This is a genomic window from Bradyrhizobium shewense (assembly GCF_900094605.1).
Classification (GTDB): Bacteria; Pseudomonadota; Alphaproteobacteria; order Rhizobiales; family Xanthobacteraceae; genus Bradyrhizobium; species Bradyrhizobium shewense.
This window is the reverse complement of the sequence record NZ_FMAI01000003.1, coordinates 417,157-432,026: the sequence shown is the minus strand read 5'-3', so window position 1 is coordinate 432,026 and position 14,870 is coordinate 417,157. Positions and strand designations below refer to the sequence as shown.

Below are 14,870 nucleotides of genomic sequence, written 5' to 3'. Positions count from 1 at the left end.
CCCTCCGCCGCGGCGTCAATGCATCCGGGATCAAGTCTGGCTTATCGGGGCTCCGTCGAGGCCAGGATCATGGTCCAGAACACCTTGTATTTGGTGCCCGGAGCATAGCTCGCCGCTATGCCCAATTTTGTGACACCGCCCTTGAGCATGTTGGCGCGGTGGGGCGGCGAGTCGCGCCAGCCGGAAAACGCTTCCGCCAGCGTATGATAGCCGGCCGAGACGTTCTCGACGGCAACGGTGGCGGGATAGCCGCCGGTGGCAAGGCGCTTGGCCAGCGGCGCGCGGACGTCGTGATCCATCTTGTTGGCCGCAGCCATGGCCTGGGACTGGGATTCGGCGAGCCGCATCAGATCGGGATCGATGACAACGGTGCCAAGGGCGTTGTTCTGGCGGTATTGCGAGATCATGATCGCGGCCGCCTGCGCATCGAGCTTGGAGCCCGGGACCGCCATATCGGCATACATGGACGGCTGCTGGACCGGCGCCTCGTTGCCGGCACAGCCGGCAAGCAGCAAAGTGATGAGAATTGCGGCCGCAGCGCGCATGTAGAGCCCCCAAATGAGGGGCCGTTGTTGCATACCAACCGTGGCTGAAAGGTGAATTTTGAGGAAAATCTGCTCGATGTCGTTCCGGGGCGATGCCGAAGCATCGAACCCCGAATCTCGAGATTCCGGGTCTGGTCCCTACGGACCATCCCGGAATGACCGGAGCCTAGCCCGCAAAGATCCGGTAGCGGCGGGGATTGAGGCCGATGGTGTCGCCGGCGCGCAGTTCCTTGTCGCGGGGGGCGTCGATCTCGATGGTCTCGCCGCCCGACAATGCGACCTCGGCGCGCTGAACGGGACCGAAATTGCGGACGTGCTGGACCGCGCCCTCGAAGGCGCCGCTGCCGGGGGGCCCGACCAGCATGTCATGTCGCCGCACGAACAGTTTTGACGCGCCAGGCGCAAGCCCGTCGGCAGCGAGCCGAAGCGGCCGGTCGCCGAGCCTGATCACGCCGCCTTCGACCTGAACCGGGAGCTCGATGGATTCACCAATGAAGCCGTGGACGAAAGCGCTCGCCGGGGTTTCATAGACATCGTCGGGCGAGCCGATCTGCTCGATCCTGCCCTTGTCCATGACGACGACGCGGTTAGCGACTTCGAGCGCCTCCTCCTGGTCGTGGGTGACGAAGATCGAGGTGACGTTGATCTCGTGATGCAACGAGCGCAGCCATCGGCGCAGCTCCTTGCGCACCTTGGCATCGAGCGCGCCGAAGGGCTCGTCGAGCAGGAGAATGCGCGGCTCGATCGCGAGCGCGCGGGCCAGCGCAATGCGCTGGCGCTGGCCGCCGGAGAGCTGGCTCGGATAGCGGTCGGCGAGCCAGTCGAGCTGCACGAGGTCGAGCAGCTCCTTGACCCGCGCGCGGATCGCCGCCTCGTCTTTGCGGACCGCGCGCGGCTGCACGCGCAGGCCGAAGGCGACGTTCTCGAACACGGTCATGTGGCGGAACAGCGCGTAATGCTGGAACACGAAACCGACATGCCGCTCGCGCGCGCCCTGCGCCAGCGCGTCCTCGCCGTTGAAGGAGACCTCGCCAGAATCCGGCCAGTCGAGGCCGGCGATGATCCGCAGCAAGGTGGTCTTGCCGGAGCCTGATGGACCGAGCAGCGCCAGCAATTCTCCATTGTCGACCTTGAGATCGACGCCGTCGAGGGCGGCAAAACTCCCGAACTTCTTGACGAGATTTTTGACTTCAATGGTCACTTGCGTCGTGTCCTTCGTCGAGGTGACGTTCGAGAACCGTCTTTGCGATCAGCGTGATCAGCGCCAGCATCGCCAGCAGCGAGGCGATCGCGAAGGCGGCGACGAACTGGTATTCGTTGTAGAGGATCTCGACCAGCAGCGGCATCGTGTTGGTCTCGCCGCGGATGTGGCCGGAGACGACGGAGACCGCGCCGAACTCGCCCATCGCGCGCGCATTGCAGAGCAGGACGCCGTAGAGCACGCCCCATTTGATGTTGGGCAACGTGACGCGGAAGAAGGTCTGAAGACCCGAGGCACCGAGCGAAACCGCAGCCTCCTCCTCCTGCGTGCCCTGCTCCTGCATCAGGGGGATCAGCGCGCGCGCGACGAACGGGAAGGTCACGAAGGTGGTGGCGAGCGCAATGCCGGGCACCGCGAACAGGATCTGGATGTCGTGATCCCTAAGCCAGCTGCCGAAATAGCCTTGCGCGCCGAACAGCAGAACGAAGACGAGGCCGGAGATCACCGGGCTGACCGAAAACGGCAGGTCGATCAGCGTGATCAGGAAGGTCTTGCCCGCGAAATCGAATTTTGCAATCGCCCAGGCGGCGACGAGGCCGAAGACAAGGTTGAGGCCGACCGAGATCGCCGCGACGATCAACGTCAGCTTGATCGCGGCCAGCGCCTCCGGCTCGGCGAGCGCGGAGAGATAGGCGAGGATCCCCTTCGAAAAGGCCTGCGCGAACACGACCACCAGCGGCAGCACGACGAAGACGGAAAGAAAGATCATCGCCAACGCGATGATCGTGATGCGCACCGCGCGCGGCTCGGTGCGCAAATTGTCTTGCGCCGCCGCCGCATGTGCCCGGGCCTTCGCACGTGCCTTGGCGTCGGGAGCCGAGAGCGACACGGAGTCTGCGATCTGCATCGTCATCGCATCCCCCTCAGCGCGCCGGGATCCGGCTCCGCGCCCAGCGCTGGAGCCGGTTGACGGCGAAAATGATGACGAAGGAGACGACTAGCATGACCACCGCGATGGCGGTCGCGTCGGCGTAGCGGAATTCGGACAGCCGGATCACGATCAAGAGCGGCGCGATCTCGGAGACATTAGGCAGATTGCCGGCAATGAAGATCACCGAGCCGTATTCACCGACCGCGCGGGCGAAGGCGAGCGCGAGCCCGGTGAGCAGCGCCGGCGCGAGCGAGGGCAGGATCACGCGGATGATGGTCTGCCACCGGCTGGCGCCCAGGCTGCCCGCGGCCTCCTCGATCTCGGGGTCGAGATCCTGCAGCACCGGCTGCACCGTGCGGACCACGAAGGGAATGCCGATGAAGATCATGGCGACGAAGATGCCGACCGGCGTGAACGCCACCTTGATGCCGAGCGCCGCCAGCGGCGCCCCCAGCCAGCCCTTCTCGGCGAACAGCGCGGTCAGCGCGACGCCGGCGACCGCCGTCGGCAGCGCGAAGGGCACGTCGACGATGGCGTCGAACAGCCGCCGGCCAGGGAAGCGGTAACGCACCAGCGCCCAGACGATGATGCTGCCCATGACGAGGTTGACGCTGGCCGCCGCGAACGCAAGGCCGAAGGAAACCCGCAGGGCATTCAGGGTGCGTCGGCTGGAGAGGATGTTCCAGAACTGCTCGGGGCTGAGCTCGAGCGATTTCAGGAACAGCCCGGCGAGCGGAATCAGGATGATGATCGACAGCCAGGAAAGCGTCAGTCCCATGGTGAGACCGAAGCCCGGCAATGTCCGGCGTCGTGCTGCGAGTGCGCTCACCAGGCCCCCTGCTAAAGCCCTTAAGACAGCGCCAGATCAGTTCTTATAGATCTGGTCAAAGATGCCGCCGTCGGCAAAATGTTCCTTCTGCGCCTTGGTCCAACCACCGAAAACGTCGTCGATCGTGAATAGTTCGACCTTTGCGAAGGCGTTTTCGTATTTTTTGGCAATCTCGGCATCGCGCGGGCGGTAGAAGTTGCGAGCGGCGATTTCCTGCCCCTCCTTGGTGTACCAGTACTGGAGGTAGGCATCGGCGGCGTTGCGGGTGCCCTTTTTGTCGGCAATCTTGTCGACGATCGCGACCGGCGGCTCGGCGAGGATGGATTGCGGCGGCGCCACAATCTCGAATTTCTCCCGGCCGAATTCCTTCAGGGCGAGAAACGCCTCGTTCTCCCAGGCGAGCAGCACGTCGCCGACGCCGCGCTCGACGAAGGTCACGGTGGCGCCGCGCGCGCCGGTATCGAGCACCGGCACCTGCTGATAGAGCTTTCCGATGAAGTCCTTGGCCTTGTCGGCGGCGCCGTATTTCTTCTGCGCAAAGCCCCAGGCCGCCAGATAATTCCAGCGCGCGCCGCCCGACGTCTTCGGGTTCGGCGTGATCACGGCAACGCCCGGCTTGATCAGATCGTCCCAGTCCTTGATCGCCTTGGGATTGCCCTTGCGCACCAGGAACACGATGGTGGAGGTGTAGGGCGACGCATTCTGCGGCAACCGCTTCTGCCAGTCCGTCGCCGTGAGGCCCTTGCCGGCGATCGCGTCGATGTCGTAGGCGAGCGCGAGCGTCACCACATCGGCCTGCAATCCGTCGATCACCGCGCGCGCCTGCGAACCGCTGCCGCCGTGCGACTGCTTGATCTCGACGCTCTTGCCGGTTTCCTTCTGATAGGCGTTCGCGAACGCCTTGTTGAATTCGGCATAGAGCTCGCGCGTCGGATCATAGGACACGTTGAGCAAATTGATATCGGCAGCGAGAGCCGCGCTTGCCACAAAAACCGTCGCGAGAAGTCCTGCAGCGAGCGGAACGATACGGCGCATCATGTCCATCTCCATTCACTTCGACGACGTCGGTGTCAGCGAAGGCAGGCGAAACTCGCGGCGAAACGCGCTTAAGTCAACGAAACCGGATTTTCTTGTTCGCAGCGTGGCAGCGTGACTGTGCTACGAAGTCTTCATCGTGTGGATGCCGCATTCTGTCTTGGCCCGGCCGCGCCAGCGACCGGCACGTTCATCCTCACCCTCGGCCGTTCTGCTCGTGCAAGGCATACACCCAACCGACAGGAAACCGGAGGCGGCCAGTGGATGACGCGGCAATTTGGCGCGGACGAAGATGGCCTCGAGTTCCTCGCGCGAGACGTTGGCGAAGGGGTTGAACTTCAACCGCACGCCATCGTCTTCAACCACCGGAATATCGGCGCGCGCATTGCCCTGGAAGCGCTTGCGGCCGTTGAGCCAGGCCGAGAACGGCTTCAATGCCCGCGCCAGCGGCTCGACTTTACGAATGCGGCAGCAGGCGTCGGGGTCGGAGAACCAGAGATCGCGGTCGGCATCTTCGCGCGCCAGCGTCTCCTCCGCCGGTTTGATCGAGCGGACGTCCTTCAATCCAAGCGTCGCGATCAGCGTGTCGCGATAGGCCAGCGTCTCCTCGAACAGCCAGCCGGTATCGAGGAAGATCACGGGAATCGCGGGGTCGACGTCCGCCATGACCTTCAGCAGCGTTGCCGATTCCGTGCCGAACGACGACACCAGCGCCAGCTTCTCGCGCCCGACCGTCTTCAGCGCCGCGGCGACGATCTCCGCGGGCGAGGCATCGCGCAGCGCGCGATCGAGTTCGTCCGCTGACGGAAGCGCAGAGACTGACGTCGACGAAACCTGAGGCGAGATCGCGTTCACGTGCCGACGCCTTCGGAATGGCGCAGCTGCATGCGCCGGTGCAAGGCCGTGATGCGGCCGTCGCCGGTCGGCTGGTAGAATACCGAATAGCGCTTTGCGGTCTGCATGAAGGCTTCCGCGTCGGCCTGCTTCTTGACCTCGAAGGAATCGAAGCCGGCGCGCAGCATAAACACGAACTGGTCGCGCAGCACCTGGCCGGTGGCGCGCAACTCGCCGCGGTAATTGTAACGCTCGCGCAGCAGGCGGGCCTGGCTGTAGGCGCGGCCGTCGCGGAAGGTCGGGAACACCAGCGCGACGACTGCGATCTTGCCGAGATAGGGGACCAGTTCGGCGATGTCGCGGTTGTTCGGCCAGATCACGCCGACCTTGCCGGCGCGCTTGAGCAGCGCATCGGCCTCGCCGATGAAGCGCTCGGCCGGCACCAGGATGTCGCCGCCCTCGGGCAGCGGCGTGTCGACGGCCAGCTTGACGAAGCTGTCGTCGGCGATCTTTCCGCCGTTAACGAGTGGCATAGACGCGCTCCTTGAAGGGTTCGACGCCGAGGCGTTTCACGGTGTCCATGAACAGCTCTTCAGGCCGCTCGCGCAGCGCCAGATAGGCTTCCACGATGTCCTCGACGACGTCGGCGACCTCGTCGAACTTGACGCCCGGCCCGATCAGGTTCCCGAGCGCCGCGTTCTCGTCGGCGCGGCCGCCGATGGTGATCTGGTAGACCTCCTCGCCGTTCTTCTCGACGCCGAGAATACCGATATGGCCGACATGGTGATGACCGCAGGCGTTGATGCAGCCTGAGATGTTGATGTGGAGCCGGCCGATCAGGTTGGCGAGCTCGTGGTTGGCGAAGCGCCGCGTCAGCTCCTGCGCGATCGGGATCGATCGTGCATTCGCCAGCGAGCAATAATCGAGACCCGGGCAGGCGATGATGTCGGTGATCAGATTGACGTTCGGTGTCGCAAGGCCAAGCTTGTCGAGCGCCTTCCACAGCGCCGGCAGGTCGCGCTTGGCGACATGCGGCAGTGCCAGGTTCTGCTCGTGGCCGACGCGGATCTCACCGAAGGAATATTTGTCGGCGAGATCGGCCAGCGCATCCATCTGCTCCGCCGTGGCATCGCCCGGAGGCGCGCCGATCGGCTTCAGCGAAATCGTGACGATGGAGTAGCCCTGGTTCTTGTGCGGGGCCACCGAGTTCTTGCGCCACGCTTCGAAGTCGGGATCGGCCGCCGCCTGCCGCAGCTCGTCCGGCATGTGCGGGAGCTTTTCGTAAGCCGGATAGGTGAAGCGCGAACGGATGTCCTCGATCACCTCGTCGTCGATCTGGAGCGAGGAGTTGCGGATGTGCTGCCACTCCTCCTCGACCTCGCGCGAGAACTTCTCGATGCCGAGCTCGTGGACCAGGATCTTGATGCGCGCCTTGTAGATGTTGTCGCGGCGGCCATACTGATTGTAGACGCGCAGGATCGCCTCGATATAGCTCAGGATATCGCGGCCGTGCACGAAGTGCTTGATGGTCTTGGCGATGAACGGCGTGCGGCCAAGACCGCCGCCGACCAGCACCTCGAAGCCGGTCTCGCCCTTTTCGTTCTTGATCAGGCGAAGGCCGATGTCGTGGATCTTGATCGCGGCGCGGTCGTGGTCCGACGCGGTGATCGCGATCTTGAACTTGCGCGGCAGGAACGAGAATTCCGGATGCAGCGTGGTGTGCTGGCGGATCAGCTCCGACCAGATGCGGGGATCCTCGATCTCACCCGGCGCGACGCCGGCCCACTGGTCCGAGGTGACGTTGCGCATGTTGTTACCGGAGGTCTGCATGGCATGGATGCCGACCTTGGCGAGATCTTCCAGCGCGTCCGGCAGCTCTGCGAGCTTGATCCAGTTGAACTGGATGTTCTGCCGCGTAGTGAAATGGCCGTAGCCGCGATCGTATTTGCGCGCGACATGGGCGAGCGCCCGCAGCTGGTTCGTCGCCAGCGTTCCATAGGGGATCGCGACGCGGAACATGTAGGCGTGCAGTTGCAGATAGACGCCGTTCTGCAGGCGCAGGATCTTGAACTCGTCCTCGGTGAGCTCGCCGGAAAGACGCCGCTTCACCTGGTCGCGGAACTCCGAGACGCGCTCGTTGACGAGCGTGCGGTCGATTTCGTCGTAAGCATACATAAGAAAGCGCCTTAAACCTGGGCCGACTGTCCGATGGTCACACCGGTGCGGCGGATCTGTTCGCGCAGATTGCCGGGTTCGATCTTGCCGTCCGCGCCGACCTGCACCGGCGCGATATAGGGACCGATCGCGCCGACGTCATCGGCCACGGACTCCGCAAGCAACGCCTTGGCCTCGTCGGAGTTGCGCACGATCGCAGCTTCCGACAGGTCCGCGGACCAGCTCTTGGCAGCGGTGCGATAAACCACGATGCCGTCCCAGGTCCGGTTGGCGGTCACGATCGAGGGGCCGGCGATCTTGATCTTCTTCTGTTCAAGCGGAGAGGTCATTCGGCTGCATCCAATAGGTCAGAGATGATTTGCTTTGGGGTTTCGCGACGAAGGGAACCGGCATGCCGGACCACCTCGCCGATGATGAGAATGGCGGGACCGCCGCTGACCCGCCGCACCAGCTCGGGAAGGTCGCGCAGCGTGCCGATCGCGCCCTGCGCGTCGGGACGCGTCACACGCGCGAACACGCCGACCGGCGTCTCCGGCGAACGGCCGGCGGCGAACAGGCCGGCGCGCACTGCGGGCGCGGCAGTCTTGCCCATGTAGACCACGACGGTCATTTTGGTGTCGGTCAGCGTCGACCAGTCAACGACTTCCGCATCGCGCGCCTTGTGCGCGGTGAGGAAGGTGATGCGGGTCGCTTCATGACGGTAGGTGAGCGGCACCTCGAAATCGGCGGCGCCGCCGAGCCCCGCGGTGATGCCGGGGATGATCGAATAGGCGACGCCTGCCGCGCGCAGGGCTTCGACCTCTTCGCCACCACGGCCGAACACGAAGGGATCGCCGCCCTTCAGCCGCACCACGCGCTGGCCGGATTGCGCGGCCTCGATCATGCGCTTGTTGATGGCGTCCTGGCCGATGCCGGGCTTGCCGACGCGGCGGCCGACGGCAACGCGCGTGGTGTCGCGGCGGATGCGGTCGAGAATTTCGCCCGAGACCAGCTCGTCATGGAAGACGATGTCCGCGTCCTGCAATGCGCGTAGCGCCTTGATGGTGAGAAGATCGGGATCGCCGGGACCGGCGCCGACCAGCGCGACCGAGCCTTCCGGCTTGTCGGCACGCGCGAATTCGGAGGGATCGGCAATCGCCTTGAGCGCGGCATCCGCCTCGCTCCTGCGGCCGCCGAGCACGGCGGCGCCGATCGGGCCGTCGATGACGCGCTCCCAGAACCGGCGGCGCAGCGGAAACTCGGTGATGCGCTCGTTGATGGACTTGCGAAAGCCGCCGATGAACTCGGCGAGCTCACCGATACGGGCCGGCAGCAGCGCCTCGATCTTCTCCCGCACGCGCCGTGCAACGACAGGCGAAGTGCCGCCGGTACCTACCGCGACCACGACATCGCCGCGATCGACGATCGCCGGGAAGATGAAGCTGGAATGTTCGAGATCGTCCATGACGTTGACGGGCAGGCCCAGTGCCTTCGCTCGCGCCGACATCGCCACGCCGACATCGCCCGCGCCGGCACAGACGATGGCGATGACTCCCGAGAGATCGGCGGTGAGCGGATCGCCCGACGCGATCTCGATACGCGCCGCGTCCCCGGAGCCGAGGTCCATATCCTGATTGCCGTCGATCGCATGCACGCGGATGCGCGCACCGGCGGCAGAGAGCACGCGCAGCTTGGCACGCAAAAGCTCACCCGCGCCGATGAGGATCACCGGACCGGCCTTGAGATCGAGAAACACCGGCAAGAACCGCATGCGATACTCGCTTCCCCCACATCCGGGGTTGACTGGAATTATTTTCTATATATGTGTCATTTCGAGCGCGCAAAGAGAAAATTTTTTCTTCTCTTCCGCGCCGCAACTATAGAATTTTCGCCTCCAAACGCAAAGTGGCAGAGATGCATCTTCTCAAGGACGATTCCGCAGCGAGCGGACCGAGCAGCCCGGCCCCGGCCGAGCGCGCACGCACGCAAGAATTTTCTGCTGATCTTGCCCCCAGCATGGACCATCTAGACCAGCTCGAGGCGCAGAGCATCTACATCTTCCGCGAGGCGTTCGCCCGGTTGAAGAAGATCGCGCTGCTGTGGTCGCTCGGGAAGGACTCCAACGTCATGATCTGGCTGGCGCGGAAGGCGTTCTTCGGCCGCGTGCCCTTCCCGGCACTGCATGTCGACACCGGCAAGAAGTTTCCGGAGATGTACCGCTTTCGGGATCATTACGGCAAGGAGTGGGATCTCGATTTGCGCGTCGAGCCCTGCCCGCCCATCGATGCCGTCGATCCGACGCTGCCGCCGGCCGCCCGCTCCGCGGCGCGCAAGACCGAAGGCCTCAAGATGGCGCTCGGCAAATTTGGCTTTGACGGCCTGATCGCCGGCATCCGCCGTGACGAGGAGGCAACGCGCGCCAAGGAGCGTGTGTTCTCGCCGCGCGGGCTCGAAGGCAATTGGGACGTGCGCGACCAGCCGCCGGAGTTCTGGGACCATTTCAACGCCTCGCCGCCGCAAGGCGCGCATCTGCGCATCCATCCGATCCTGCATTGGACCGAGGCCGACATCTGGGCCTACACCAAGCGCGAGAACATCCCGATCATCCCGCTGTATCTCGCCAAGGATGGCAAGCGCTATCGCTCGCTGGGCGATCAGGACATCACCAATCCGGTCGCATCGACCGCGTCCAACATCGACGAAATCCTGATCGAGCTCGAGCAGACCAAGGTGCCGGAGCGCGCCGGCCGCGCACTCGACCACGAGACCGAGGACGCCTTCGAGCGCCTGCGCGTCGCCGGCTATCTCTGATCTCAGGACGCGAGCGCGATATGAACATGATCGTCACCCCGGCTTCGCCCGCCACCCCGAACGGCACCACCCGTCCGCAGGTCCGCATCGTCATCGTCGGCCATGTCGACCACGGCAAATCGACGCTGGTCGGCCGCCTCTTGCACGAGACCGGCAGCCTGCCCGACGGCAAGCTTGAGATGCTGAAGGCCGTCAGTGCGCGGCGCGGCATGCCGTTCGAATGGTCGTTCCTGCTCGACGCGCTCCAGACCGAGCGTGACCAGGGCATCACCATCGACACCACGCAGATCCGCTTCCGCACCAATTCGCGTGACATCGTTCTGATCGACGCGCCCGGCCACGCCGAATTCCTGCGCAACATGATCACTGGCGCCTCGCAGGCCGACGGCGCGGTGCTGATCATCGACGCGCTCGAAGGCGTGCGCGACCAGACACGGCGGCACGGCTATCTCCTGCATCTGCTCGGCGTGAAGCAGGTCGCGATCGTCGTCAACAAGATGGACCGCGTCGACTTCTCCGCAGAGCGCTTCAAGGAGATCAGCGACGAGATCTCCGCACATCTGAACGGCCTCGGCGTGAAGCCCACGGCGGTGATCCCGATCTCCGCGCGCGACGGCGACGGCGTCGCGATGCGCACCGACCGTATCTCCTGGTACAAGGGCCCGACGGTGGTCGAGGCGCTCGACGCTCTCGAGCCGGCGCGGCCGCTGGAAGCGCTGGCGCTGCGGCTGCCGGTGCAGGCGATCTACAAGTTCGACGACCGCCGCATCGTGGCGGGCCGCATCGAGTCCGGCAGCCTCATTGCCGGCGACGAGATCGTGATCATGCCGGCCGGCAAGATCGCGAAGATCAAGACCGTCGAGAGCTGGCCGGCGACGCCGGTTGCGGGACGGCAGGGCGCGGGCCGCTCGGTCGGCATCACGCTCGACCGCGAATTGTTCATCGAGCGCGGCGACATCGTCGCGCATGCCGGCAGCGCCCCGCGCGAGACGCGCCGGCTGCGGGCGCGGATCTTCTGGCTGCACGACAAGCCGCTCGCCAAGGGCGACCAGCTCCTGGTCCGTTGCGGGCCGAAGGAAAGCCGCGCCACGGTCGTCGCGATCGAGAAGGCGGTCGATCCGGGCGAGCTCTCGAGCACCGAGAACAAAGCGATCGGCCGCAACCATGTCGGCGAGATCGACATCTCGCTGTCGAATCCGATCGCCACCGATCCCTACACCGAGAATCCGCGCACCGGTCGTCTCGTGATCGAAGTCTCCGGACGCATCGCCGGCGGCGGTCTGGTGCTGTCGGTCGATGCCGGCCAGCGCGCCGTGCCCGTCGACATCGTGCCGGTGGAATCCGCGCTTCGCCCCGACGAGCGCTCCGCGCGTTATCAGCACAACGGCGCCGTGGTCTGGCTCACCGGCCTGCCGGCTTCGGGCAAGTCGACGCTCGCCAAGGCGCTGGAACGGCGGCTGTTCACCAATGGCGGCTCGCCGATCCTGCTCGACGGCGACACGCTGCGCGCCGGGCTCAACAGCGATCTCGGCTTCTCCACTGCTGATCGCAGCGAGAACATCCGCCGCCTTGCCGAAGTCGCAACGCATCTCGCCCGTAACGGCCATATCGCCATCGTCGCCGCGGTCTCGCCCGCGCGCGAGGACCGCGCCACCGCACGCCGCATCGCCGACACCGCGTTCCGCGAGATCCATGTCGCGACGCCGGCAGAGGTCTGCGAGGATCGCGATCCCAAGGGCCACTACAAGAAGGCTCGCGCCGGCGCGCTGGCATCCTTCACCGGCATCGGTAACGACTACGAAGCGCCGCAGGCGGCCGAGCTCGTGATCGACACCTCGACGCGAACCGTCGCCGAGGCGGCCGACGAGATCGAGCAGATGCTGAAGAACACCGGCGTGCTGTTCGACGAAGTCGTGGACCTCGCCGCGAATATTTGAGGCCGTCCTATTCCCCGCTGTCGTCGCCCGGCTTGACCGGGCGACCCAGTATTCCAGAGACAGCTTTGGGATACGGAGAAGCTGCGGCGTACTGGATTCCCCGCTTTCGCGGGGAATGACACCGGTGCGTGGGGGCCCACACCTTCTCTTGACATTTTGACAAACCCTTGGGGGTCTTCTCACCGCCCTTGTTTTGGGGCTAATAGGGCCCCGAAAGCCGCTCCCTCGTGGGCGCATTTTGCTGCTGTCGGGTCAAAAGCAGCCAAAAACAGCCATTTCCAACAAGAAAGCCCATCATGAAACGCGTCGACGCCCACGGATTGAAGATCGCTCCCGTCCTGTTTGATTTCATCGCCAAGGAAGCGGCCCCGAAAACGGGGATCGCGCCGGATGCGTTCTGGGCCGGGCTTGCCGCCATCATCAAGGATCTGGGGCCGAAGAACCGCGCATTGCTTGCGGTGCGCGACACGTTGCAGGCCAAGATCGACGACTGGCACCGCGCGAGCAAGGGCAAGGCGTTCGACCTCAATGCCTATACGGCCTTCCTGAAGGAGATCGGCTATCTCGTTCCGGAGCCGGCGACCCAGAAGGTCGAGACCGCCAATGTCGATGAGGAAATCGGCAAGATCTGCGGCCCGCAGCTCGTCGTGCCTCTCACCAATGCGCGCTATGCACTCAACGCAGCGAACGCGCGCTGGGGTTCGCTCTATGACGCCTTCTACGGCACCGACGCGATCCCGCACGACGTGTCCGAGAGCGGCAAGGGCTACAACAAGGCGCGCGGCGACAAGGTGATCGCCAAGGCCAAGGCGTTCCTCGATGCCGCCGTGCCGCTCGCAACCGGCAGCCATACCGACGTCACCGCCTACAGTGTCGTCGCGGGCCAGCTCGCAGTGAAGCTGAAGAGCGGCAATGCCACCGCGCTGAAAAACGCGGCGCAGTTCGCCGGCTTCCAGGGCGATGCGGCCGCGCCTTCGGCCGTGCTGCTCGCCAACAATGGCCTGCATGTCGAGGTGAAGATCGACCGCAGCAGCGCGATCGGCAAGGACGATCCGGCCGGCGTCGCCGACATGATCATGGAATCCGCGGTTTCCACCATCCTCGACATGGAGGACTCGGTCGCGGCCGTCGATGCCGAGGACAAGGTGCTGGTCTACCGCAACACGCTCGGCCTGATGAACGGCACGCTGTCGGCCGATTTCGAGAAGGGCGGCAAGACGCTGACGCGCTCGCTCAACGCCGACCGCAGCTACAAGACCCCGGACGGCAAGGGCGAGGTCAAGCTGCACGGCCGCAGCCTGCTGCTGATGCGCAATTGCGGTCACCACATGTTCACCGACGCGGTGCTGGACGAGAAGGGCGAGGAGATTCCGGAAGGCCTTCTGGACGCCGCCGTCTCCGGCCTGCTCGCGATCCACGACCTCAAGGGCAACTCGAAGGTCAAGAACAGCCGCACGGGATCGGCCTATATCGTCAAGCCGAAGATGCACGGCCCGGACGAGGTGTCGCTCACCTGCGAGATCTTCGACCGCGTCGAGAAGATGCTGTCGCTGCCCGAGAACACGCTCAAGGTCGGCATCATGGACGAGGAGCGCCGCACCACCGTCAATCTCAAGGCCTGCATCCAGCGCGCCTCCAAGCGCATCATGTTCATCAACACCGGCTTCCTCGACCGCACCGGCGACGAGATCCACACCTCGATGGAAGCCGGCCCGATGATCCGCAAGAACGAGATGAAGGCGCAGGCCTGGATCAAGGCCTATGAGGACTGGAACGTCGACATGGGCCTGACCTGTGGCCTGCCCGGGCACGCCCAGATCGGCAAGGGCATGTGGGCCGCCCCCGACAAGATGGCGGACATGCTGGCGCAGAAGCTTGGCCATCCGCAGGCCGGCGCCACCACCGCCTGGGTGCCCTCGCCGACGGCTGCGACGCTGCACGCGCTGCACTACCACCAGGTCAACGTGATCGCTCGCCAGGAAGAGCTCACCAAAGGCGGACCGCGCGCAAAGCTTTCGGACATCCTCACCATTCCGGTGTCGAAGTCGAACTGGGCGCCCGATGACGTCAAGCAGGAGATCGATAACAACTGCCAGGGCATCCTCGGCTACGTCGTGCGCTGGATCGACCAGGGCGTCGGCTGCTCCAAGGTGCCCGACATCCACGACGTCGGCCTGATGGAAGACCGCGCCACCTTGCGCATCTCCAGCCAGCATCTCGCCAACTGGCTGCACCAGGGCGTGATCACCGAGGCGCAGGTGATGGAATCGCTCAAGCGCATGGCGGTCGTGGTCGACAAGCAGAACGCCGGCGACGCCATCTACAAGCCGATGGCGCCCGCCTTCGACGGCGTCGCTTTCAAGGCCGCCTCCGACCTGATCTTCAAAGGCCGCGAGCAGCCGAACGGCTACACCGAATACATCCTCACCGCGCGCCGCCGCGAGGCCAAGGCGAACGGCTGATAGTCGGCCCGCTCGAAACACCGAAAGCCCCGGCTCACGCCGGGGCTTTTTTGTTGAGCGCAGCGGGCGAAACGTCGCGCCGCGCAGCGGAACGGCCGCGTGCCGGTCGCGTTGTACGGCCATCAACCATT

The 14,870-nt window shown here is 64.9% G+C and carries 13 protein-coding genes; 3 read left to right on the top strand and 10 right to left on the bottom strand.

Annotated elements, in window-relative coordinates; genetic code table 11:
* Positions 1 to 41 precede the first annotated feature (41 nt).
* The 10 genes from GA0061098_RS08955 to cysG form a co-directional block, all read right to left on the bottom strand.
* The gene (locus tag GA0061098_RS08955) at positions 42 to 545 is read right to left on the bottom strand and encodes a CAP domain-containing protein (protein WP_018318739.1); all 504 of its coding nucleotides are present in this window, start codon (positions 543 to 545) and stop codon (positions 42 to 44) included.
* A 166-nt stretch (positions 546 to 711) separates the two neighbouring features.
* A complete protein-coding gene (locus GA0061098_RS08950) occupies positions 712 to 1,746 on the bottom strand; it encodes a sulfate/molybdate ABC transporter ATP-binding protein (protein WP_091955972.1) in 1,035 nt (344 codons plus the stop codon).
* Positions 1,736 to 2,659 carry a sulfate ABC transporter permease subunit CysW gene (gene cysW / locus GA0061098_RS08945; protein ID WP_091955971.1) on the bottom strand — a complete coding sequence of 308 codons (924 nt, stop codon included), beginning with the start codon at positions 2,657 to 2,659 and terminating at the stop codon, positions 1,736 to 1,738. The genes GA0061098_RS08950 and cysW overlap by 11 nt, the downstream gene beginning before the upstream one ends.
* A gap of 10 nt (positions 2,660 to 2,669) precedes the next feature.
* The gene (gene cysT, locus GA0061098_RS08940; RefSeq protein WP_165637244.1) at positions 2,670 to 3,506 is read right to left on the bottom strand and encodes a sulfate ABC transporter permease subunit CysT; all 837 of its coding nucleotides are present in this window, start codon (positions 3,504 to 3,506) and stop codon (positions 2,670 to 2,672) included.
* A 36-nt stretch (positions 3,507 to 3,542) separates the two neighbouring features.
* Positions 3,543 to 4,544, bottom strand: coding sequence for a sulfate ABC transporter substrate-binding protein (locus tag GA0061098_RS08935; RefSeq protein WP_165637243.1), 1,002 nt, complete (start codon positions 4,542 to 4,544; stop codon positions 3,543 to 3,545).
* A 120-nt stretch (positions 4,545 to 4,664) separates the two neighbouring features.
* Positions 4,665 to 5,396: a phosphoadenylyl-sulfate reductase gene (locus GA0061098_RS08930; RefSeq protein ID WP_091955968.1), complete on the bottom strand. Its 732-nt coding sequence runs from the start codon at positions 5,394 to 5,396 to the stop codon at positions 4,665 to 4,667.
* A complete protein-coding gene (locus tag GA0061098_RS08925) occupies positions 5,393 to 5,908 on the bottom strand; it encodes a DUF934 domain-containing protein (protein ID WP_091955967.1) in 516 nt (171 codons plus the stop codon). Before GA0061098_RS08925 ends, GA0061098_RS08930 begins: the two co-directional genes overlap by 4 nt.
* Positions 5,895 to 7,550, bottom strand: coding sequence for a nitrite/sulfite reductase (locus tag GA0061098_RS08920; protein WP_091955966.1), 1,656 nt, complete (start codon positions 7,548 to 7,550; stop codon positions 5,895 to 5,897). The genes GA0061098_RS08925 and GA0061098_RS08920 overlap by 14 nt, the downstream gene beginning before the upstream one ends.
* 11 nt (positions 7,551 to 7,561) lie before the next feature.
* The gene (locus GA0061098_RS08915; protein ID WP_018318747.1) at positions 7,562 to 7,879 is read right to left on the bottom strand and encodes a DUF2849 domain-containing protein; all 318 of its coding nucleotides are present in this window, start codon (positions 7,877 to 7,879) and stop codon (positions 7,562 to 7,564) included.
* Complete coding sequence (cysG, locus tag GA0061098_RS08910; RefSeq protein WP_091955965.1) at positions 7,876 to 9,300, bottom strand: siroheme synthase CysG; 1,425 nt, start codon at positions 9,298 to 9,300, stop codon at positions 7,876 to 7,878. The genes GA0061098_RS08915 and cysG overlap by 4 nt, the downstream gene beginning before the upstream one ends.
* 245 nt (positions 9,301 to 9,545) lie before the next feature.
* On the opposite strand from cysG, the gene cysD reads away from it, so the two are divergent.
* The 3 genes from cysD (at position 9,546) to GA0061098_RS08895 (ending at position 14,739) form a co-directional block, all read left to right on the top strand.
* On the top strand, positions 9,546 to 10,340 hold the full coding sequence (gene cysD, locus GA0061098_RS08905) for a sulfate adenylyltransferase subunit CysD (protein WP_026202064.1): 795 nt from the start codon (positions 9,546 to 9,548) through the stop codon (positions 10,338 to 10,340).
* Positions 10,341 to 10,360: 20 nt separating this feature from the next.
* Positions 10,361 to 12,277: an adenylyl-sulfate kinase gene (gene cysC / locus GA0061098_RS08900; RefSeq protein WP_091955964.1), complete on the top strand. Its 1,917-nt coding sequence runs from the start codon at positions 10,361 to 10,363 to the stop codon at positions 12,275 to 12,277.
* Between the two features lie 296 nt (positions 12,278 to 12,573).
* Positions 12,574 to 14,739, top strand: a complete 2,166-nt coding sequence (locus GA0061098_RS08895) for a malate synthase G (RefSeq protein WP_091955963.1) — start codon at positions 12,574 to 12,576, stop codon at positions 14,737 to 14,739.
* The last annotated feature ends 131 nt before the right edge of the window (positions 14,740 to 14,870 follow it).

Bases quoted from the DNA above. Each gene is read 5' to 3' on its own strand.
- GA0061098_RS08955 (WP_018318739.1), bottom strand. From the start codon at position 545: ATGCGCGCTGCGGCCGCAATTCTCATCACTTTGCTGCTTGCCGGCTGT.
- cysW (WP_091955971.1), bottom strand. From the start codon at position 2,659: ATGACGATGCAGATCGCAGACTCCGTGTCGCTCTCGGCTCCCGACGCC.
- GA0061098_RS08935 (WP_165637243.1), bottom strand. From the start codon at position 4,544: ATGATGCGCCGTATCGTTCCGCTCGCTGCAGGACTTCTCGCGACGGTT.
- GA0061098_RS08925 (WP_091955967.1), bottom strand. From the start codon at position 5,908: ATGCCACTCGTTAACGGCGGAAAGATCGCCGACGACAGCTTCGTCAAG.
- GA0061098_RS08920 (WP_091955966.1), bottom strand. From the start codon at position 7,550: ATGTATGCTTACGACGAAATCGACCGCACGCTCGTCAACGAGCGCGTC.
- GA0061098_RS08915 (WP_018318747.1), bottom strand. From the start codon at position 7,879: ATGACCTCTCCGCTTGAACAGAAGAAGATCAAGATCGCCGGCCCCTCG.
- cysG (WP_091955965.1), bottom strand. From the start codon at position 9,300: ATGCGGTTCTTGCCGGTGTTTCTCGATCTCAAGGCCGGTCCGGTGATC.
- cysD (WP_026202064.1), top strand. From the start codon at position 9,546: ATGGACCATCTAGACCAGCTCGAGGCGCAGAGCATCTACATCTTCCGC.
- cysC (WP_091955964.1), top strand. From the start codon at position 10,361: ATGAACATGATCGTCACCCCGGCTTCGCCCGCCACCCCGAACGGCACC.
- GA0061098_RS08895 (WP_091955963.1), top strand. From the start codon at position 12,574: ATGAAACGCGTCGACGCCCACGGATTGAAGATCGCTCCCGTCCTGTTT.